At 63.0% G+C, this 20,716-nt stretch carries 17 protein-coding genes; 6 read left to right on the forward strand and 11 right to left on the reverse strand.

Annotated elements, in window-relative coordinates:
- Nucleotides 1–60: 60 nt before the first annotated feature.
- Both NGJ21_RS04545 and rlmKL read right to left on the reverse strand, forming a co-directional pair.
- On the reverse strand, nucleotides 61–2,451 hold the full coding sequence (locus NGJ21_RS04545; protein ID WP_251961888.1) for a sensor domain-containing diguanylate cyclase: 2,391 nt from the start codon (nucleotides 2,449–2,451) through the stop codon (nucleotides 61–63).
- Nucleotides 2,452–2,545: 94 nt separating this feature from the next.
- A complete protein-coding gene (gene rlmKL / locus NGJ21_RS04550; RefSeq protein ID WP_046786490.1) occupies nucleotides 2,546–4,738 on the reverse strand; it encodes a bifunctional 23S rRNA (guanine(2069)-N(7))-methyltransferase RlmK/23S rRNA (guanine(2445)-N(2))-methyltransferase RlmL in 2,193 nt (730 codons plus the stop codon).
- Between the two features lie 562 nt (nucleotides 4,739–5,300).
- Here rlmKL and rmf point away from each other — a divergent pair.
- The gene (gene rmf, locus NGJ21_RS04555) at nucleotides 5,301–5,516 is read left to right on the forward strand and encodes a ribosome modulation factor (RefSeq protein ID WP_003248687.1); all 216 of its coding nucleotides are present in this window, start codon (nucleotides 5,301–5,303) and stop codon (nucleotides 5,514–5,516) included.
- A gap of 98 nt (nucleotides 5,517–5,614) precedes the next feature.
- Here rmf and NGJ21_RS04560 read toward each other — a convergent pair whose 3' ends face one another.
- Nucleotides 5,615–6,640, reverse strand: coding sequence for a quinone-dependent dihydroorotate dehydrogenase (locus tag NGJ21_RS04560; protein WP_115275426.1), 1,026 nt, complete (start codon nucleotides 6,638–6,640; stop codon nucleotides 5,615–5,617).
- A 128-nt stretch (nucleotides 6,641–6,768) separates the two neighbouring features.
- Between NGJ21_RS04560 and NGJ21_RS04565 the strand changes: the two genes are divergently transcribed.
- The 5 genes from NGJ21_RS04565 (at nucleotide 6,769) to cobA (ending at nucleotide 12,380) form a co-directional block, all read left to right on the forward strand.
- Nucleotides 6,769–7,971 (forward strand): CmpA/NrtA family ABC transporter substrate-binding protein, encoded by a 1,203-nt coding sequence (locus NGJ21_RS04565; RefSeq protein ID WP_251961889.1) that lies wholly within the window; start codon nucleotides 6,769–6,771, stop codon nucleotides 7,969–7,971.
- A gap of 11 nt (nucleotides 7,972–7,982) precedes the next feature.
- Nucleotides 7,983–8,558 carry an ANTAR domain-containing response regulator gene (locus NGJ21_RS04570; protein ID WP_039602393.1) on the forward strand — a complete coding sequence of 192 codons (576 nt, stop codon included), beginning with the start codon at nucleotides 7,983–7,985 and terminating at the stop codon, nucleotides 8,556–8,558.
- A 165-nt stretch (nucleotides 8,559–8,723) separates the two neighbouring features.
- On the forward strand, nucleotides 8,724–9,935 hold the full coding sequence (locus tag NGJ21_RS04575) for a nitrate/nitrite transporter (protein WP_046786493.1): 1,212 nt from the start codon (nucleotides 8,724–8,726) through the stop codon (nucleotides 9,933–9,935).
- Between the two features lie 9 nt (nucleotides 9,936–9,944).
- The gene (locus tag NGJ21_RS04580; protein WP_237859568.1) at nucleotides 9,945–11,612 is read left to right on the forward strand and encodes a bifunctional protein-serine/threonine kinase/phosphatase; all 1,668 of its coding nucleotides are present in this window, start codon (nucleotides 9,945–9,947) and stop codon (nucleotides 11,610–11,612) included.
- Nucleotides 11,613–11,639: 27 nt separating this feature from the next.
- Nucleotides 11,640–12,380, forward strand: coding sequence for a uroporphyrinogen-III C-methyltransferase (cobA, locus tag NGJ21_RS04585; protein WP_174141795.1), 741 nt, complete (start codon nucleotides 11,640–11,642; stop codon nucleotides 12,378–12,380).
- Between the two features lie 97 nt (nucleotides 12,381–12,477).
- Here the strand turns inward: cobA and NGJ21_RS04590 are convergent, their stop codons facing one another.
- The 8 genes from NGJ21_RS04590 to ppsA all read right to left on the reverse strand — a co-directional run bounded on the left by NGJ21_RS04590 (nucleotide 12,478) and on the right by ppsA (nucleotide 20,632).
- Nucleotides 12,478–13,515 carry an OmpA family protein gene (locus NGJ21_RS04590; protein WP_039603738.1) on the reverse strand — a complete coding sequence of 346 codons (1,038 nt, stop codon included), beginning with the start codon at nucleotides 13,513–13,515 and terminating at the stop codon, nucleotides 12,478–12,480.
- A gap of 110 nt (nucleotides 13,516–13,625) precedes the next feature.
- A complete protein-coding gene (gene sigX, locus NGJ21_RS04595) occupies nucleotides 13,626–14,192 on the reverse strand; it encodes an RNA polymerase sigma factor SigX (protein WP_039603739.1) in 567 nt (188 codons plus the stop codon).
- A gap of 113 nt (nucleotides 14,193–14,305) precedes the next feature.
- The gene (locus tag NGJ21_RS04600; RefSeq protein ID WP_012313513.1) at nucleotides 14,306–15,130 is read right to left on the reverse strand and encodes a mechanosensitive ion channel family protein; all 825 of its coding nucleotides are present in this window, start codon (nucleotides 15,128–15,130) and stop codon (nucleotides 14,306–14,308) included.
- A gap of 2 nt (nucleotides 15,131–15,132) precedes the next feature.
- A complete protein-coding gene (locus NGJ21_RS04605) occupies nucleotides 15,133–15,396 on the reverse strand; it encodes a CrfX protein (protein WP_115275429.1) in 264 nt (87 codons plus the stop codon).
- A gap of 112 nt (nucleotides 15,397–15,508) precedes the next feature.
- Nucleotides 15,509–16,504: a divalent cation transporter CmaX gene (gene cmaX, locus NGJ21_RS04610; RefSeq protein ID WP_046786497.1), complete on the reverse strand. Its 996-nt coding sequence runs from the start codon at nucleotides 16,502–16,504 to the stop codon at nucleotides 15,509–15,511.
- A gap of 27 nt (nucleotides 16,505–16,531) precedes the next feature.
- Entirely contained in the window at nucleotides 16,532–17,023 is a 492-nt protein-coding gene (gene rraA, locus NGJ21_RS04615) for a ribonuclease E activity regulator RraA (protein ID WP_012313510.1), read from the reverse strand.
- Between the two features lie 139 nt (nucleotides 17,024–17,162).
- A complete protein-coding gene (locus tag NGJ21_RS04620; protein ID WP_237859570.1) occupies nucleotides 17,163–18,155 on the reverse strand; it encodes an alpha/beta fold hydrolase in 993 nt (330 codons plus the stop codon).
- Nucleotides 18,156–18,256: 101 nt separating this feature from the next.
- Nucleotides 18,257–20,632 (reverse strand): phosphoenolpyruvate synthase, encoded by a 2,376-nt coding sequence (gene ppsA / locus NGJ21_RS04625; RefSeq protein ID WP_012313508.1) that lies wholly within the window; start codon nucleotides 20,630–20,632, stop codon nucleotides 18,257–18,259.
- Between the last annotated feature and the right edge of the window lie 84 nt (nucleotides 20,633–20,716).

A 20,716-nucleotide genomic window follows, 5' to 3' on the forward strand; every position in this document is an offset into this window, starting at 1 on the left:
GACTTGGGCAAATACCAACTTCATCGCCGGCAAGCCGGCGATGAGGCCCGTACTGCCCGCTCAGCTCAACTCTGCCTCGACACGGTCCCTGCCTGCCTGCTTGGCCGCATAGACGCCGGCATCAGCCCGCAGCAACAAGGCATCGGCCCCCTCCCCCGGGCGCCATCCGGCCACGCCAAAGCTTGCAGTCACTTTGCCAACCCCGTCGACAGGCAAATTGCGCACCCCTTGCCACAGCTCCATCGCCAGGAGCCGCGCCTGTTCAGCATTGCTACCAGGGCAAAGCACCATGAACTCTTCACCGCCAAGCCGGCAGAATACGTCCGTACGCCGCAGACGCTGGCCGATACGCTGGCAGAGGCTGCGCAACACATGATCCCCCACGGCATGACCGTACTGGTCGTTGATCCTCTTGAAATGGTCGATGTCGAGCATGATCACTGCCAGTTCCTGATCATCACGCTGGGCGCGGTCCAGTTCGGCCTTCAGCCGCTCCTGGAAGTAGCGGCGGTTGTGGATACCGGTCAGAGCATCGGTCACCGATAAGGTCCGCAAGTCCTCCTCCACGCCCTTGAGGTCGGAAATATCGGTCAGGTAGCCATGCCAAAGCGTGCAACCGTCTTCACCGACTTCCGGCGTCGCCTCCCCGCGCACCCAGCGCAACCCGGCCCTGGGCAGGCACACACGGTACTCTTCACGCCAAGGGGACAGGTGTTCGGCCGAGTAGCGCACGGAGCGCTGAACGCGCTCCAGGTCATCGGCATGGATGCGCTCGAACACCACTGTGGCGTCCTCGCGCAGCAACTGCAGGTCGACCTCGTAGATATCGAACAGGCCCTGACTGGCATAGGGGAAACACGAATTGCCATTAGCGTCGAGGCGATACTGATAAATGCCGCCCGGCACCTCGGCACTGAGCTTCTCCAGCAGCCGATCACGTATTGCCAAAGCCTCGTGCACTCGACGGCGCTCGGTGACATCGATGCAAATCGCCAGGTAACCTACCCATAGCCCCTGCTCGTCAAGCACCGCGGTCACCAGCATGTTGGCCAACAACTGGCTGCCATCCTTGCGCACCAAAGTCCACTCGCCTGGCTGCGCGCCACCCTCTTGTATGGTCTCGGCGAACATCGCCTGGCCACCATCGATGTGGCGCCCGTAGCGCAGGCCCAAGGCATGGGCGCGAAGGCTGAGCTCCTCTGGCAGAAGCAAGTCTTCCAGTTGCAGTTTCCCGACCGCTTCGCTGGCCGCGTAGCCAAGCATGCGCTCGGCACCGGCATTGAAAGTACTGACCACACCCTTCAGGCTGGTCGCGATGATAGCGACCTGGGTAGCGGCATCGAGCACACTGCGCAGCTGATTATGCGTCTCGCGCAACGACTGCTCACTGACGCGCAACTCAGCGGTGCGCTGCTCCACCAGCTTGAGCGCACGTTGCCGCTGGCTGAACAGGTTGTACAGCAAGGCACTGAGCAACAGGCTTAGCAGGCCACCGAGCAAGCCCACCGCCAGCGCCGCAGAGGAGCGGTTGGCCTGCATGAACACCTGGCTTGGGCGGATATCAAGCTGGAAATGATGGTCGGCCAGGTGCAACAGCTGCGTGCTGACCAACGCCAACGGCGCGGCCGGGTTCTGCGAGTCGAACAACAGCTCATGGCCATTGCGGCCACTTGGATCGACGATCCGCACCACCAGGTTGTCCTGGGCAATGGCCGGCAAGCCGTCCGTGATCAGTTGCCGCACGTTCAGCAGCGCCATGACATACCCTGCGGGGTTGCCGGCCTGCGCGCTGTAGAACACCGGCGCTACCATCAACAGCCCGCGGGCGTAGCCCGGTGCCACACTTATCATGTCCAGCGGCGCGGACACTGCCATGCTGCCGGGTTCCAAGGCACGCATCAGGGCCTGGTCACGTACCGCCTGGCCGCGCAGGTCCAGCCCGTAGGGTTGCCCCTGCATCTGGGTTGCCTGGGTGTAAAGCACCGGGAAGTAGTGATCACGCGGCGGCGCCGGGTGCCAATTACCGCGCTCGTCCAGGTCACGGATCAGGTAGGCCTGCCCCAAGGCGGCACTGGCCTTGCGCTCGAAGTCGCGCCGCTGCGCGCCCTCGACCCGCGGCGCCCAGGAGTAAGCCTGGGTGCGCCGCAGCAGGGGGCGGGCGAAGCCGTCGAATTCACGTGGAGTGATGTCGTTGGAGAAGCTGAAAAAGCGCCGCAAGCTGTCCAGGCGCTGTTCCTGGTCGTCGAAGCGCTCGGCGATACGGCTATAGCGCTCGCTGGCCAGCAGCTCGAAGCGCTGGCGCAGCTGCTGCTTGTAAAACGCATGCGTGGCCAGCGCCAGGGCAATCGACAGCAAGCTGCCGGCCACCAACGCCACCAATGCCACTGCCCAGGCAGCCATCGCCTCGCTGCACAGGCCCAGCACCTTCGCACGCACGCCATACTTCGACATAGATCGATCTCGTCACGTCAGCGTCCTGCGAAAATCATGGCCCTGTGCTGAGTTATAGCTATTGGCCATTAGCGACGCAATGTTGCCTGTCGCTTTAGCGCAATTGCAGGCGCCAGGCGCGGTGGATACGGTTGTTGCGGGCGAAGTCCGGGTCCAGTGTCTGCGCAGTGATTTCCTCTACCACGTAGCGCGCAGCCAGATGCTCGTCGAGCTGGAACTTGCGGAAGTTGTTGGAGAAGTACAACACACCACCGGGCGCCAGGCGCGCCATGGCCAGGTCGAGCAGTTGCACGTGGTCACGCTGCACGTCGAACACGCCTTCCATACGTTTGGAGTTGGAGAAGGTCGGCGGGTCGATGAAGATCAGGTCGTAAGTGTCGCGATTGGCTTCCAGCCAGGCCATGACATCGCCCTGCTCCAGGCGGTTGCGCTCGGAGAAGCCGTTCAGCGACAGGTTACGCCGCGCCCAGTCCAGGTAGGTCTTGGACAGGTCGACGCTGGTGGTACTGCGCGCACCGCCCTTGGCGGCATGCACGCTGGCCGTAGCGGTGTAACAGAACAGATTGAGGAAGCGCTTGTCGGCGGCCTCGCGCTGAATGCGCATGCGCATTGGGCGGTGGTCGAGGAACAGGCCAGTGTCGAGGTAGTCGGTGAGGTTGACCAGCAGCTTGACGCCACCTTCACTGACCTCATGGAAGCGCCCTTCGGTGGCCTGGCGCTCATACTGGCGGGTGCCGCTCTGCCGCTCACGGCGCTTGAGCACCACGCGCTGCGGGTCGACGCCCAGCGCCTGGGGGATCGCCGACAAGGCATCGAGCAGGCGCGCCTGGGCCTTTTCCGGGTCGATCGAGCGCGGCGCAGCGTATTCCTGTACGTGTACCCAATCCTGATAGAGGTCGACCGCCAAGGCATATTCAGGCATATCGGCATCGTATACGCGGTAGCAGCCGATCTGTTCCTTGCGGGCCCACTTGCCCAGTTGCTTGAGGTTCTTGTGCAGGCGGTTGGCGAACATCTGAGCGCCTTCGGACAGGCGTGCAGGCTCGCTGGCTACCGGCAGCGGTCGGCGGGTATCACCGCTATCGGCCTGGGCCTCGCGACGTTCACCGGTGACGAACTGGTCAGGCTGCACCTTGAACAGCAGCAGCTTGCACGGCAGCGCGCCGTTCCAGAACGCATATTGCTTGTGGCTACGGATGCCCATGCGCTTGCCCAGCTCCGGCGCACCGGTGAACACTGCAGCTTCCCAGCCCATGCACGCCTGGCGCAGGCGCTCGCCGAGGTTCTGGTAGAGGTACAGCAAGCTGGCTTCGTCACCCAGGCGTTCGCCGTAGGGCGGGTTGCTGATGACCAGGCCCTTCTGGTTCTGATCCGGGCGCGGCTCGAAGCTGGCGACTTCTCCCTGATAGATCTTGACCCACTCACTCAGGCCTGCGCGTTCGACGTTGTTGCGCCCCGGCTGGATCAGCCGCGGGTCTGCCTCGTAGCCGCGAATCCACAGCGGCGGTTTGGCCAGGCCGGCCTGTGCACGGGCCTGAGCCTCTTCGTGAACCTTGCGCCAGGTGGCCGGCACATGGCCAAGCCAGGCGCTGAAGCCCCAGCGCTCGCGCTTGAGGTTAGGTGCCATATCGGCGGCGATCATCGCCGCTTCGACCAGGAAGGTGCCTACACCGCACATCGGGTCGGCCAGGGCGCCACCCTCGGCGGCGATGCGTGGCCAGCCGGCACGGATCAGCACCGCCGCGGCCAGGTTTTCCTTGAGCGGCGCAGCACCTTGCTGCAGGCGATAGCCGCGCTGGTGCAGGCTGTGGCCGGAGAGGTCGAGCGAAAGAATCGCCTCGCCCCGGTCCAGACGCAGGTGAACACGCACGTCCGGGTCGACTTTTTCTACCGATGGGCGCAGACCTTCACGATTGCGCAGTTTGTCGACGATGGCATCCTTGACCTTCAGCGCGCCAAAGTGGGTGTTGTCGATGCCCGAGCCATGGCCGCTGAACTCGACCGCCAGGGTACCGTCGGCCGCCAGGTGATCGGCCCAGTCGACAGCGTTCACGCCATCGTAAAGGTCGTCGGCATTTTTCATGTTGAAGCGCTTGAGCACCAGCAGCACGCGGTTGGCCAGACGCGACCAGAGGCACAGGCGGTAGGCGGTTTCCATGTCGGCCGCGCCGCGGATGGCCGAGGTGTGCTCGCGCACATCGTCAAGGCCCAGGCCCTTGGCCTCTTCGGCAAGCAGGCCTTCCAGGCCTTTGGGGCAGGTGAGATAAAGTTCGAAACGGTCCGACATGTGTATTCCAGAGCCTTGGGCTATTTGAGTGACGAAGCGACGCATCGCCCCGCCGATGTTTGCCCGAACGCCCTTCCAGCAAGCGTCCGAGTGGCCTTGATCTGCGCAGTATGCAGCAGCTGATGGGCCGGGCCGCCTGATCGATCTGCTCTCGCCAGTGGCAGAGACAGCTTAGATCATCAGGCAGTACAAAAAATTTCTGTCGACTTCAGGGTCGATGTGACCCTTCGTCGCATTACCAAATATTTCTTTCATCGCAGCGCAACGCTGGCGAAATGACGTCAAGGTTCAGCAAACCCCGGCCATAGCGGGCTCAACGCCAAACAAGGTTGAGTCGCATTTATTTACTTATCCCTTCACCCTTGGAAACGTTACGTGCTTATGACAAATCGATCATTCCCTCGGTGACTCGCATTCGTTAGAACTGGTCTCAGGCCGCTTCGCAACGAAGTGGCACTTTCAGCCCGCCACGCCGGCAGCGGGCGCAAACCGGCAGAAAGACTCTGCCCGGCCTCGGAGAGGCCGACGGGACATTACAGTCAACAAGTGAGGGCAACACCCTATGAGAAGACTTAAGCGTGATCCGTTGGAAAGAGCATATTCACGTGGCTACCAATATGGGGTCACCGGCAAATCCCGCGAACTTTGCCCCTTCAATCTTCCTTCTGTTCGCCAAGCCTGGATCAACGGCTGGCGTGAAGGTCGCGGTGATAACTGGGACGGAATGACTGGCACCGCTGGCATCCATAGACTCAACGAAAATCACGCCGTTGGCTGAACGAGGACACTGAATTCGAGTCACCATGCACGCCCCATCCGGGCGGCGGGCTAAGGCCCAGGGGCCCCTTGACGGGGCCCTTTTTTATGCCTGCGTGATCATGCCCGCGGCATTGCGGCGATCGCATCCACTGCCTCACGGATCAGCGCCGGCCCTTTATAGATGAAGCCTGAGTAGATCTGCACCAGGCTCGCGCCAGCGGCAATCTTCTCTGCGGCATGCCGGCCTTCGGTGATACCCCCAGCAGCAATAATCGGCATCTTGCCGCCCAGCTCGGCCGACAGCACCTTGACGATATGGGTGCTCTTTGCAAGTACCGGTGCACCGGAAAGGCCGCCCGCCTCCCCGCCATACGGCAGGTTTTCCACACCTTCACGGCCCATGGTGGTGTTGGTAGCGATCACCGCATCCATGCCCGATTCCATCAGCGTTGCCGCCACCAGCGCAGTTTCTTCATCACTCATGTCCGGCGCGATCTTGATCGCCAGCGGCACACGCTTGCCATGCTCGCCGGCCAGTTGTTCGCGGCGCTCGGCCAGGGCATCGAGCAGCTGCTTGAGCGAATCGCCGAACTGCAGGCTGCGAAGGCCTGGGGTATTGGGCGAGCTGATGTTCACGGTGATGTAGCTGGCGTGGCCATAGACCTTGTTCAGGCAGATCAGGTAATCGTCGACCGCGCGCTCTACCGGGGTGTCGAAGTTCTTGCCGATGTTGATGCCCAGCACACCGTCATAACGCGCGGCGCGCACCCGCTCGAGCAAGTGATCGACGCCCAGGTTGTTGAAGCCCATGCGGTTGATGATTGCCGTGGCCTCTGGCAGGCGGAACAAGCGCGGCTTCGGGTTGCCCGGCTGCGCTCGCGGGGTCACGGTGCCGATCTCGACAAAACCGAAGCCCAGCTGGGCAAAGCCATCGATGGCCGCGCCATTCTTGTCCAGGCCTGCCGCCAGGCCGACCGGATTGGCGAAGTTCAAGCCCATCACCGACACCGGCAATGCCGCCGGCTGCTTGCACAGCGCGCCGTTGAGCCCGAGGCGGCCACCGGCGCCGATCAGGTCCAGGGACAGGTCATGGGAGGTTTCCGGGGAAAGCTTGAACAGCAGCTGGCGGGCCAGGGTATACATGGGCGGGCAAGGCTCAGGGGTGAGTGAGGTTGCGATTATAGCCAGCGTGCGGCCGGCATGACAGCGCCTTGGCACATGCGTTGCTACATCGCCTGCACACAGCCTATTCAGTACAGGCGAGGATCTACGTGAATACATCACCCCTGGCATGGGTCAACGGCAGCGATGCGCCAGAAAAACCCAGCCTCGATATCGGTTTCATGGCCCTGACCGATTGTGCTTCGGTTGTGGTAGCGGCCACCCAGGGCTTCGCCCAGCAACACGGCCTGACAGTCAACCTCAAACGCCAGGGCTCATGGGCCGGCCTGCGCGACAAACTGGCCAGCGGTGAACTGGATGCCGCTCATTGCCTCTATGGCCTGGTCTATGCCGTGCACCTGGGCATCGGCGGGGTGCCGGCCAGCGACATGGCGGTGCTCATGGGGCTGAACCAGAATGCCCAGGCCATCAACCTCTCCCCCGCCCTTCAGCGCAAGGCTGTGACCACACCTGAAGCACTGGCACGTCACGTGCACCAGCAGGGTGCAAAACTGACCTTCGCCCAGACATTCCCCACTGGCACCCATGCCATGTGGCTGTATTACTGGCTGGCGAGCCAAGGCATTCACCCCCTGCACGACGTCAATAGCGTGGTGGTGCCACCGGCGCAAATGATGGCGCACATCCAGGCTGGCCGGATCGATGGCTTCTGCGTCGGCGAACCCTGGGCAGGCGCCGCCGTAGCGCAGGGCCAGGGCTTTACCTTGGCTACCAGCCAGTCGATCTGGCCCGACCACCCGGAAAAGGTCCTGGCCTGCGCCCGCACCTTTGCCGAGCAGTACCCAAACAGCGCCCGGGCGCTGGTCAAAGCGATCCTCGCCGCCAGCCGCTTCATCGAACAAAGCCAGGAAAATCGCCACGGCACCGCGCAACTGCTCAGCGGCAGCGCCTACCTGGATACGCCCATTGAAAACATCGAACCGCGGCTGCTCGGGGTGTATCAGGACGGCCTTGGCAACCACTGGCAGGACCATCATGCCCTGCGCCTGTTCGATCAGGGGCGGGCCAATGTGCCTTACCTGTCCGACGGCATGTGGTTCATGACCCAGTTCCGTCGCTGGGGGCTGCTGCGCGATGATCCCGACTACCTCGGCGTGGCGCGCCAGGTCCAGCAGCTGGCGCTTTACCAAGAAGCCGCCGAGGCGCTGGGCGTGGCTTGCCCTGGCACGCCCATGCGCAGCAGCCTGCTGATCGACGGTATCCGCTGGGATGGCAGCGACCCATACGGCTACGCCCGCAGCTTCAGCCTGCACGCCTTGGGCGATACGCCCGATGCCCGTATCGGTCTGTGAGGGTCACCAACATGCTGCGCATCCTGCTGATCGACGATACCCAGAACAAGCTCGGCCGCCTCAAGGCTGCACTGCGCGAAGCCGGCTTCGAGGTGATCGAGGCGCCAGACCTGACCATCGACCTGCCCGCCTGCGTCGAGATGGTGCACCCGGACGTGGTGTTGATCGATACCGACTCACCCGACCGTGACGTGATGGAACAGGTGGTGATGGTGAGCCGCGACCAGCCGCGGCCGATCGTGCTGTTCACCGACGAGCATGACCCCGGGGTGATGCGCCAGGCGATCCAGGCCGGGGTCAGCGCGTACATCGTCGAGGGCATCCACGCCGCCCGCTTGCAGCCAATCCTGGACGTGGCCATGGCCCGCTTCGAGAGCGACCAGGCGCTCAAGGCCCAGCTGCAGGCCCGCGACCAGCAACTGGCCGAGCGCAAGCGCATCGAGCAGGCCAAAGGCCTGCTGATGAAAATGAAAGACTGCAACGAAGAACAGGCGTACACCCTGATGCGCCGGCAGGCCATGAGCCGCCAGCAGAAGCTGATCCAGGTGGCTGAGCAGATCATCGCCATGCACGAGATGCTGGGGTAAGCAGGCGACCGTACAATGTTGGCCCAGCTCTTGCTGAAGATATCGCACCGGTAGCCAACGGCGGTTGCCCACAAACCCCGACAAAGACGTCGCTCACCCCTCCATGCCAGTGGACCGGGTAGCGGCGTCTTTTCGTTTCCGTTGCATTGCCGAGTGAGGTGTTCGATGAGTACCAGCTTCTGGAAATCCGGGCATGTGCCCACGCTGTTCGCTGCGTTCCTGTATTTCGACCTGAGCTTCATGGTGTGGTACCTGCTCGGCCCGCTGGCCGTACAGATCGCCACCGACCTGCAACTGAGTGCACAGCAACGGGGCCTGATGGTCGCAACACCCATCCTCGCCGGTGCCGTGCTGCGTTTTGTCATGGGCCTGCTGGTCGACCGCCTCTCACCGAAAACCGCCGGGCTGATCGGCCAGGTCATCGTGATTGTCGCCCTGGCCTGTGCCTGGTACCTGGGCGTGCACACCTACGAGCAAGCCCTGCTGCTCGGTGTGTTTCTCGGTGTTGCCGGCGCCTCGTTCGCCGTGTCGCTGCCGCTGGCCTCGCAATGGTATCCGCCGCAACACCAGGGCAAGGCGATGGGCATCGCTGGCGCGGGCAACTCCGGCACCGTCTTCGCCGCGTTGCTGGCCCCGGTGCTGGCCGCAGGCTTTGGCTGGAACAACGTGTTCGGTTTCGCCGTGATCCCGCTGCTGGTGACGGTCGTGGTGTTCGCCCTGCTCGCGCGCAATGCACCACAACGGCCCAAGCCAAAGGCCATGGCCGACTACCTCAAGGCGCTGGGTGATCGTGACAGCTGGTGGTTCATGTTCTTCTACAGCGTCACCTTCGGCGGCTTCATCGGCCTGGCCAGCGCCCTGCCCGGCTATTTCAGCGACCAGTACGGCCTCAGCCCGATCACGGCAGGCTACTACACCGCCGCCTGCGTGTTCGCCGGCAGCCTGATGCGCCCGCTGGGCGGCGCCCTGGCCGACCGTTTCGGCGGTATCCGCACCCTGCTTGGCATGTACAGCGTGGCCGCCATCTGCATCGCTGCCGTCGGCTTCAACCTGCCCAGCGCCACAGCGGCCCTGGCGTTGTTCGTCAGCGCCATGCTCGGCCTGGGCGCGGGCAACGGTGCGGTGTTCCAGCTGGTCCCCCAACGCTTCCGCCAGGAGATCGGCGTGATGACCGGGCTGATCGGCATGGCCGGCGGCATCGGCGGCTTCCTGCTGGCAGCCGGGCTCGGCACCATCAAGCAGCACACCGGTGACTACCAGATGGGCCTGTGGCTGTTTGCCAGCCTGGGCCTGCTGGCCTGGTTCGGACTGCACGGGGTCAAGCAGCGCTGGCGCACCACCTGGGGTTCTGCAGCGGTCACCGCGGCGCGGGTCTGAGGCGAACCGATGAGCCTGCAACTGAGTTTCGCCCAGGCCAGCGCCACGGGGCCGCGCGAGGAGAACCAGGACGCCTTGCGCCTGGTCACCCCGGCGCCGGAGCTTGCCGCCAGCAAGGGTTACCTGTTCGCCCTTGCCGACGGCGTCAGCCAATGTGCTGACGGCGGCCTTGCAGCACGTGCCAGCTTGCAGGCCCTGGCCATGGATTACTACGCCACCCCCGCCACCTGGGGCGTGGCGCAGGCACTGGACCGCCTGCTGTCGGCACAGAACCGCTGGCTGCGCGCTCAGGGCAGCCAGCCGCTCCTGACCACGCTCAGCGCGCTGGTGCTGCGCGGACGCCGCTTCACCCTGGCACACGTCGGCGACTGCCGCGCCTATCGCTGGCACGACGGCCGCCTGCAGTGCCTGAGTGAAGACCATGTGTGGGACCAACCCGGCATGCAGCATGTGCTCAAACGCGCACTGGGCCTGGACCAGCACCTGCTGGTGGACTACCTGGACGGTGAGCTGCAGCCCGGCGAGTGCTACCTGTTGCTCAGTGACGGCGTCTGGGCCAGCCTGGGTGACCAGCACATCCAGGCCGTACTGCGCGAGCAGCCCGACCTGCAACTGGCCGCCGATACACTGGTCGCCAGCGCCCACCACAATGGCAGCCAGGACAATGCCAGCGCCCTGCTGGTACGGGTCGAGCGCGTGGGCACGGCCAACCTTGGCGATACCCTGGTTCAACTGCAGCAATGGCCCTTACCCCGCGAACTGCGCGAAGGCCAGGCAATCGATGGCTGGCAGATCGAGGCGCGCCTGGCACAAAGCCGCCAATCGCTGTTGTACCGCGTGCGCGACAGCCAGGGCCAGCCGTGGCTACTGAAAACCTTGCCCGCGGAACGCGAACAAGAGCCGGGCGCTGCCCAGGCGCTGTTGCTTGAGGAATGGTTCCTGCGCCGCGTAGCCGGCCGCCATTTCCCCGAACTGCACGCCGCCAGCCAGCGCCAGCACCTGTATTACGTGATGCGCGAGCACAGCGGCCGAACCCTGGCCGCCCAGCTGGCCGAGCAGGGCCCGTTGCCACTGGCACAGTGGCTGGAAGTGGCCCGCCAGTTACTGCAGGCCGTTGGTGTGCTGCACCGACGCAACCTGCTGCACCGTGACATCAAGCCCGACAACCTGCACCTGGGCGAAGACGGCCAACTGCGCCTGCTGGACTTCGGCCTGGCGTACTGCCCAGGGCTGTCCGAGGACCCGCGCCACGAACTCCCCGGCACGCCTTCGTACATCGCCCCGGAAGCCTTCGACGGCCAGCCGCCGAGCCCGCGCCAAGACCTCTACGCAGTGGGTGTGACGCTCTACCACCTGTTGACCGGGCATTACCCCTATGGCGAGGTCGAAGCTTTCCAGCGCCCGCGCTTTGGCCAATCGGTCAATGCCGCGCGCTATCGCCCCGACTTGCCGGAATGGCTGCAGCACAACCTGCAGCAAGCCGTGGCCACGGACCCGGCGCAGCGCTTCGAAACCGCTGAACAGTGGTTGCTGCTGCTCGAACGGGGTGACCGCCAGGCGCTCAACAGCCATCCACGCCCACTGCTTGAACGGGAGCCACTGAAGGTCTGGCGCACCCTGGCCCTGCTGTCCCTGCTGCTCAACCTGATACTGCTGCTCAGCCTGTTCAAGGGCTGAGCACGCCTTGCCGATGAGGAAACCCTGATGAATGCGAAAGTCTGGCTGGTCGGTGCCGGCCCTGGTGACCCCGAACTGCTCACCCTGAAAGCCGTGCGTGCGCTGCAACAGGCCCATGTAGTGATGATCGACGACCTGGTCAACCCGGCCGTGCTGGAACACTGCCCGCAGGCACGGGTGATCGCCGTGGGCAAACGGGGTGGCTGCCGCTCCACGCCCCAGGCGTTCATTCAGCGCCTGATGCTGCGCCACGCACGGCAGGGCCGCTGCGTTGTGCGGCTCAAAGGCGGCGACCCGTGCATTTTTGGCCGTGGCGGTGAGGAGGCCTTGTGGCTGCAAGGGCATGGCATCGAGGTGGAGGTGGTAAACGGTATTACTGCAGGCCTGGCAGGCGCGACCCAGTGTGGCATTTCGCTTACCTCACGCGGGATCAGCCGTGGCGTGACACTGGTGACCGCGCACACCCAGGATGACAGCGAGCTGAACTGGACGGCGCTGGCACAGGGTGGCACGACCCTGGTGGTGTACATGGGGGTAGCGAGGCTGGAGCAGATTCGCCAGGGCTTGCTGGACGGCGGCATGGCGCCGGGGATGCCGGTGGCGATGATCGAGAATGCGTCACTGCCCGGGCAACGCGAGTGCCGCAGCGACTTGCGGGGGATGCTGGAGGATGCGCGGGCGTTCAGCTTGCGCAGCCCGGCAATCCTGGTGATTGGCGAGGTGGCAGGGAACCTGGAGGTCCATCAGCGGATGGCGGCAGCCGGATGACGCGGTGTTCATCGGCTTAATGCCTTGCCTGGAAACTACATGCTCCAGACACGAAAAACCCGGCCGAGGCCGGGTTTTTCAGTGAAGCTTCAACCAATTACTTGGCTTGGGCTTCTACCTGAGCTTCAACGCGACGGTTGACAGCACGGCCTTCTTCGGTGGCGTTGTCGGCAACCGGACGGGTTTCGCCGTAGCCAACCGAGTCAACACGAGTCGACTCAACACCGTACTGCTGGGTCAGCACGTCTTTGACGGCGTTGGCACGACGCTCGGACAGCTTCTGGTTGTAAGCGTCTGGGCCCACGGAGTCAGTGTGACCTTCAACCACGGTGGTGGTCTGTGGGTACTGCTTCATGAAGTCAGCCAGGTTCTTGATGTCGCCGTAGCTGTTAGGCTTGACGACCGACTTGTCGAAGTCGAACTTGACGTCCAGCTCAACGCGAACGACTTCGGCAACAGCCGGGCAGCCATCAGCGTCAACGGTAACGTTGGCTGGGGTGTCTGGGCACTTGTCGACGTTGTCGCAAACGCCATCGTTGTCGCTGTCGGAGCAGACTTCAGCAACTGGAGCAGGAGCCGGGGCAACTTTGCCACCGCTGCCACCGAAGTTCAGACCCACACCAACGGTCGGGCCCCACTCGGTGTTGCCGTTGTCGATGTTGTACATGGCTTCTACGCCGGCACGGGCGAAGAACATGTCGGTGATGTACCACTTGGCGCCAGCGCCAACGTTGGCGAAGGTGGAGTGGTCACGGCCGCTACGAGTGGCCTGGCCCAGGCTCTCGTGAGCGAAACCAGCGGAAACGTACGGACGCAGCGCGTCGCCTACGGTACCGAAGTGGTAGGTAGCGTCGAGCTTGGCTTTGGAACCTTTGATGTCTTTGTTGAAGACTTCGCCACGAGCGTTGTGGGTCTCGTTGTAGCCCAGGTCCAGGGAGACGTCGTCGGTCAGGAAGTAACCGAGGCGAACACCAGGGTTGGTGCCGTCGTTCTGGAAGTTACGCTCGCTGTCGTAGTACTGCTTGGTCACGTTGCCTTCGATTTCGACAGCGCCTTGGCCTTGTGCCAGAACGCCGAACGAAGTAGCAGCAACGAGCGAGCCAATGGCCAAGCCCAAGGTGTTTTTCAATTTCATCCGTTAAATCCCCATCTGGTGATAGTTAAGCAGTCCCACCAAAATCCGGCGGACAACTCGACGGCAAGTCTAGCAGAACTTGCCGATTCGTTAGAGATATTCGCAAGGGGCTAAGTTTCATCCATACCTGCAAATTTCTCTCTAAGCTTGTCCAGCGCGCGCTTGTAGCGCATTTTCGTTGCGCTCAGGCCCATGTGCATGATATCCGCGATCTCCTGAAATTCCAGTTCCGCAACAAATCGCAGCACCAGAATTTCCCGGTCGATCGGGTTCACATACACAAGCCACTTGTCCAGGCCACCCTTTTCTTCGGGTTTGGGTGCCTTGTCTTCAGACGCCTCTTCAACAGGGTCAAGACTCAAGGCATCCATCAACCGACGTTTGCGGCGCTCCTTGCGGTACTGGGTAATGCACTCGTTATAGGTAATGCTGTAGAGCCAGGTCTTGAACTTGGATTTACCCTCGAAGTTCTTCAGACCGTAAAGCACCTTGAGCATCACCTCCTGACAGACATCGTCAGCATCCCGGTCGTTCCCCAGATAACGCGCGCACACGTTGAACAGGGTCCGCTGGTAGCGCCGCATGAGCTCTTCATAGGCGCGGGTAACGTGATACAGCTCCTCATGCGAACGCGCCACCAACTCCTCGTCGGTGAGCTCGCGCGGGTCGTAACGCATGGGCGGCGAATGAACTTTATTCAAAACGGATCTGGCCGACAGTCAGGTCAATGTCGCCGCTCGGCCACGTGGGCGGATTTCTGCGGCGGCATACATTAACAGCTTTTGGACAATTAGCGGCTATTGACGCGTTGCTCGAGCAGCACACGATTAGACAACGACACCAGTTCGCCATCATCGGTCAGCAACGTCGTCTTTACCGTGCCGATCTCCTCGATCTGCCCCTCGACCTCTCCAATCCGCACCTGCTGGCCGACCTGGTAAAGCTCACGCACATAGATACCGGCCAGAATCTGCCCAGCGATTTCGCGACTGCCGAGCCCCATCGCAAGCGCAACGGCCAGACCAACGGTAATCAGCCCGATCACGATCACGTGGTTGAGCAGGTCGGTCTTGACCTCGAGCTGGCTGATCGCCACCGAAATACTGATGATGATCACCAGGCCTTGGGTAATGCGCCCAAGGCCTGCGGAATACTCAAGGCCGATACCTTCGGCAGCGCCACGCACCAGGCCGTTGGCCACTTGCGCCAGCAGCACGCCAACCAGCAACACCAAGGCCGCACCAAATACCTTTGGCAGGTAGAGGGCAAGCATGTCGAGGGTTGCGGAGACGCGCTCGAGGCCTAGCGATTCGGCAGCAGAGACCAGGAAAATCAGCAGTACGAACCAGTAGACGATCTTGCCGATCAAAGTCGAGATCGGCACCTGAATGCCGCCACGGCTGAGCATTTTGGTCAAGCCGGTACCGGCCATCAGGCGATCCAGACCAAACTTGGCCAGCAGCTTGGACAACAGCGTATCGAGCAGCTTGGCCACCACGAAACCGAGCAGCACCACGACCAGCGCGCCGAACAGGTTGGGGATGAAGTTCGCCACCTTGGTCCATAGGGCGGTCATGGCAGTGACCAGGCTCTGGGTCCAGAGATCGAGTTCCATATTCAATCGGCCTTATCAGCTTTGCTGCCGTCGGCAGCGTTACGGGCAGAAGTGCGGCGCACCGGCGCGACATGCGCCGAGCCATTGTTCACGGCGATCAGCAGCGCCTGGCTCCAGCGGCCAAGCAGGCTGAACAGGTCACCGGCGCCAACCTGGCGGTTGGCGGTTTTCAGCACGCGACCCAGGCACGCAGCGTCGTCACGGTCCTCACCGGACGGCGACGCGTTGAGCAGGTCACGCAGGGATTGTTCAAACGGATCGTGCATGTGCACCTCGCGCAATGTCAGTCAGAGACGAGAGCGACAGACGCCGGGTCACACTTCGGCTCATGTTGCGGCCGGCTTGCCAGCGACAGGGCCGGTACATTCCAATAAGCATTCAAACCCACCGCAGCCGTCGGAACAGCCACCACTGCCCCACCGCAAGCCCGAGCACGACGATACAGGCAAACAGGAAACCATAGGGGTTTTCCGCCCCCGGAATGCCGCCGACATTGATCCCCAGCAACCCGGTGACGAAGCTCATGGGCAGGAAAATGCAGGTGATGATGCCGAAGCGGTACATGGTCCGGTTCATCCGCTCGCTGCGCCGCCGGTCCTCGCTTTCCAGCACCAGCGCGGCCCGCTCACGGGCCAGCTCCAGCTCTTCCAGGTAGCGGATCAGGCTGTTGTTCAGCTCGTTCCAGTAGTCTGCGTCCGCATCGGCGAACCAGCTCCAGCGGCTGCGCGACAGCTGGGCATAGATCTCCCGCTGCGGGGCGAGAAAACGCCGCAGGCCGGCGGCTCGGCGACGAATCTGCTGCAAGCTGCCGTGCTCAGGGCTGTACCGTTCGTCGGATTCAACCTTTTCTTCCTCCAGATCGACCAGCTCCGACAGATCGTTGACCAAACCCTGCACTTTCTCGGTGAGCAATTCGCCCATCAGCAGCAGCAACTCGGACGCCGATCTGGGCCCCCTGCCCTCGTCCAGCAGACGGAGAATTTCGTCACTGGCGCGCAAAGGCCGCAAGCGCAGCGAAATGACCCGCCGCGCCTGGGCGAAAATACGTACCGATACCATGTCTTCAGGCTCGGCGCCCGGGTTGAGGTTCACCCCACGCAAGAACAACAGCAGCTGTTCATCGGCCAGCGGCAACAGGCGCGGACGGGTGTTTTCCTCCAGCAGCAGGTCGCAGGCGAACTCACTCAGGCCGCTCTCTTGCTGCAGCCAGGTACGGGTCTGGGGATGACTGCGATCCCAGTGCAGCCACAGGCTTTGCTGTGGCTGCAACTGCAGATCGTCCAGCTCGGTCCGGGGGATCGAGCGCGCACCGCCTTTACCATCGAGCACCAGGGCGTGCACCAGCCCCCACTGCGCGTTGTCTTCCTCGAACATCAAAGCTCCATCAGCGCGTGCGGCGCATCACTGCGGCATTTCCAGCGGGCTTGGCGAGACGATCACACCATTGTTGTCGGCATACACATACTCGCCAGGGCGGAACGTCACGCCGGCGAAGGTCACAGCCACATTGAGGTCGCCGATACCGCGCTTGTCGGTCTTCATCGGATGGCTGGCCAGCGCCTGCACACCGACGCTGGTCTGGATCAGCACATCGACGTCACGCACGCAGCCATAGATCACCAGGCCTTCCCAGCCGTTCTTGGCAGCCTTTTCGGCAAGCATGTCACCGAGCAATGCACAGCGCAGCGAACCACCGCCATCGACCACCAGAACCTTGCCCTTGCCGTCGAGCTCAACCTGCTCTTTGACCCGCGAGTTGTCCTCGAAGCACTTGATGGTAACGATCTGGCCACCAAATGAATCGCGGCCACCGAAGTTGCTGAACATCGGTTCCAGCACCTGGACCAGGTCCGGGTAGGCGTCGCACAGGTCGGGCGTTACGTAATGCTGCATGGGAAGCTCCTGTCAGTCACAACGAAAGCGGGTGTCTGCCAAGGCTACACCGGGGAGGCAGTCGCAGTCATCCGGGACTGCTCGGTCATCTGTATTTCGCCTGTCGTAGCCCAAGCGGGCCACGACACCCAGCAGAAAATCAGCTGACCGTGACTGGCTCCGCAACCACGGTCGCCCCATGCACCGGCAGCAACGGCTGGCGCAACCAGCGTTGCACCAATGGCCACACCTGCGCCTGCGCCGCCTTGCTCACCAGCATGTCGACATGCCCGAACGCCTCGAAGCCTTCCTCGCGTCCCAGCCTGAGGAACTGCTTGCGCTCGCCACCCAACTGATCGAACAGCTTGCGACAAGCCCACACCGGGTCCTGGAAGTCTCCCGCGCCAGCCACTGCCAGCACCGGCACATCCACCTCGGCAAGCCCCGCCCACCAGTCACTGTCCTCGTCACCAAAACGGCCAAACAGGCCATGCCAACGCATGCTTTCCAGCGCCAGGCCTATCGGCTCGTCCTCAGGCCCGCGCTTGAAGCGCGGGCCGGAAATCTGCCCCCAACGCCTGAGCAGCAGCTTTGCGCCCCAGGTCAGGGGTGGCACCTTCAACGGCCAGTACACCCGGCTGATCTGGGTACCGAAAAACGCGGCACTGGCGACCTGCCCGGACTGCAGAAAACCACCGCCAAGCGCTGCCGCCAAGGTGGTACCGCCAAGCGAATGGCCTATCCAGTGGGGGGCTGAACGGGACTGTTCTTCAACGAAGGCCGCGATCAGCGGCAAGTCATAGCGGGCATAGTCAGCGACCCGGTTGTGCCGCCACTTGTGGTTGCGCGGCGACAACCCGTGGCCACGCATTTCCGGGATCCAGACATCGAAGCCCGCACGTGCCAGGTAAGCCCCCAGGCCAATGCCCTTGGGCGAATACCAGAAACGCCGATTGGAGAAACTGCCATGCAGGAGAATAACCGGCACGCCTTGAGCGCCACCCTGGTCGGCCAGCCCCAGGCGGGTCACGGCCAGTTCGACGCTGGGGTCAGGGCTGTTGCCGGCCTTGATCCGGTAGACGTCTTCACTGAGATCACCGCGGCGCTCGGCACTGAGCAAGGCCACGGGGAATAGAACACTGCTGCTTTGCATAAGGTTGCTTGATGCACAAAAAAGGGCGGGATCCATCACTGGAACTCGCCCTGGAAAAAACCAGGCGGGGGCACGCCAGACGCGCCCCCGCATTTCATCTATCAGACCGCGCCCTGGCCCTCGGCCAGGAAGAACCAGGTCTCGAGTACCGAGTCGGGGTTCAGCGACACGCTTTCGATGCCTTGCTCCATCAGCCACTTGGCGAGGTCCGGGTGGTCCGACGGGCCCTGACCGCAAATACCGATGTACTTGCCAGCCTTGTTGCACGCCTGGATGGCATTGGCCAACAGCTTCTTCACCGCCGGGTTACGCTCGTCGAACAGGTGGGCGATGATACCCGAGTCGCGGTCCAGGCCCAGGGTCAGCTGGGTAAGGTCGTTGGAACCGATGGAGAAGCCGTCGAAGTACTCGAGGAACTCCTCAGCCAGGATGGCGTTGGACGGCAGCTCGCACATCATGATCACGCGCAGGCCATTGTCGCCACGGGCCAGGCCGTTTTCAGCCAGCAGGTCGACCACTTGGCTGGCTTCGCCCAAGGTGCGCACGAACGGCACCATGATCTCGACGTTGGTCAGGCCCATCTCGTTACGCACGCGCTTCAGTGCACGGCATTCAAGCTCGAAGCAGTCACGGAACGACTCGCTGATATAGCGCGAAGCACCGCGGAAGCCCAGCATCGGGTTTTCTTCTTCCGGCTCGTACAGTTTGCCGCCGATCAGGTTGGCGTACTCGTTGGACTTGAAGTCCGACAGGCGCACGATGACCTTTTTCGGGTAGAAGGCCGCCGCCAGGGTGCTGATGCCCTCGACCAGCTTCTCGACATAGAAGCCGACCGGGTCGTTGTAACCGGCGATGCGCTTGTCGACGCTTTCTTTGAGCTCCGGCGGCAGGCCGGCGTAGTTCAGCAGCGCCTTGGGGTGCACGCCGATCATGCGGTTGATGATGAACTCAAGGCGCGCCAGGCCGACACCGGCGTTGGGCAGCTGGGCGAAATCGAAGGCGCGGTCCGGGTTGCCGACGTTCATCATGATCTTGAACGGCAGGTCGGGCATGGCATCGACCGAGTTCTGCTTGACGTCAAAGCCCAGTTCACCTTCAAAAATGAAGCCGGTATCGCCTTCGGCGCAGGACACGGTCACGCCCTGGCCATCCTTGAGCAGCTGGGTGGCGTTGCCACAACCTACCACTGCCGGAATACCCAGCTCGCGGGCGATGATCGCCGCGTGGCAGGTACGCCCGCCGCGGTTGGTGACGATGGCGCTGGCGCGCTTCATCACCGGCTCCCAGTCCGGGTCGGTCATGTCGGAGACCAGCACGTCGCCCGGCTGCACCTTGTCCATCTCGGACACGTCCTTGATCACGCGGACCTTGCCCGCGCCGATGCGCTGGCCGATCGCACGGCCTTCAACCAGTACGGTGCCCTTCTCCTTGAGCAGGTAACGCTCCATGACATTGGCGCTGGCGCGGCTTTTCACGGTTTCAGGGCGGGCCTGCACGATGTAGAGCTTGCCGTCGTCACCGTCCTTGGCCCATTCGATGTCCATCGGGCGCTGGTAGTGCTGCTCGATGATCATGGCCTGCTTGGCCAGCTCGCTGACCTCGGCGTCGGTCAGGCAGAAGCGCGCACGTTCGGCACGGTCGACTTCGACGGTCTTGACCGAGCGACCGGCCTTGGCCTCGTCGCCGTAGATCATCTTGATCGCCTTGCTGCCCAGGTTGCGGCGCAGGATGGCCGGGCGGCCGGCCTGCAGGGTGTTTTTGTGTACGTAGAACTCGTCAGGGTTGACCGCACCCTGCACCACGGTTTCGCCCAGGCCGTAGGCGCCGGTAATGAATACCACATCGCGGAAACCCGACTCGGTGTCGAGGGTGAACATGACACCGGCGGTGCCGGTTTCAGAGCGGACCATGCGCTGCACGCCGGCCGACAGGGCCACCAGCTTGTGGTCGAAGCCCTGGTGCACGCGGTAGGCGATGGCGCGGTCGTTGAACAGCGAGGCGAACACTTCCTTGGCCGCGCGGATCACGTTATCGACGCCACGGATGTTGAGGAAGGTTTCCTGCTGGCCGGCAAAAGAGGCATCCGGCAGGTCTTCAGCGGTGGCCGAGGAACGCACGGCGACGGCCATGTTGTCGTTGCCAGCGGCCATCTCGGCAAAGGCCGTACGGATTTCCGAATCCAGTCGAGCCGGGAACTCGGCCTCCATGACCCACTGGCGAATCTGCGCGCCGGTCTTGGTCAGGGCATTGATGTCATCGACATCCAGCGCGTCGAGCGCGGCGTGAATGCGGTCGTTCAGCCCGCTTTGCTCGAGAAAATCACGGTACGCCTGAGCCGTAGTGGCAAAGCCGCCCGGCACCGACACGCCGGCACCGGCGAGGTTACTGATCATCTCGCCCAGGGATGCGTTCTTGCCCCCCACATGCTCCACATCATGGACGCCGAGCTTATCGAGGGAAACTACGTACTCTACCAAGGTGATCTCTCCACTAACTGTATTGGAAAAGCTCAAGGGCGCCCGCCTGCCTTTTGACTGGGCCGGACGCTTGTGGCCTGTACC

Source organism: Pseudomonas sp. Marseille-Q5299 (assembly GCF_943737035.1).
Taxonomy (GTDB): domain Bacteria; phylum Pseudomonadota; class Gammaproteobacteria; order Pseudomonadales; family Pseudomonadaceae; genus Aquipseudomonas; species Aquipseudomonas putida_E.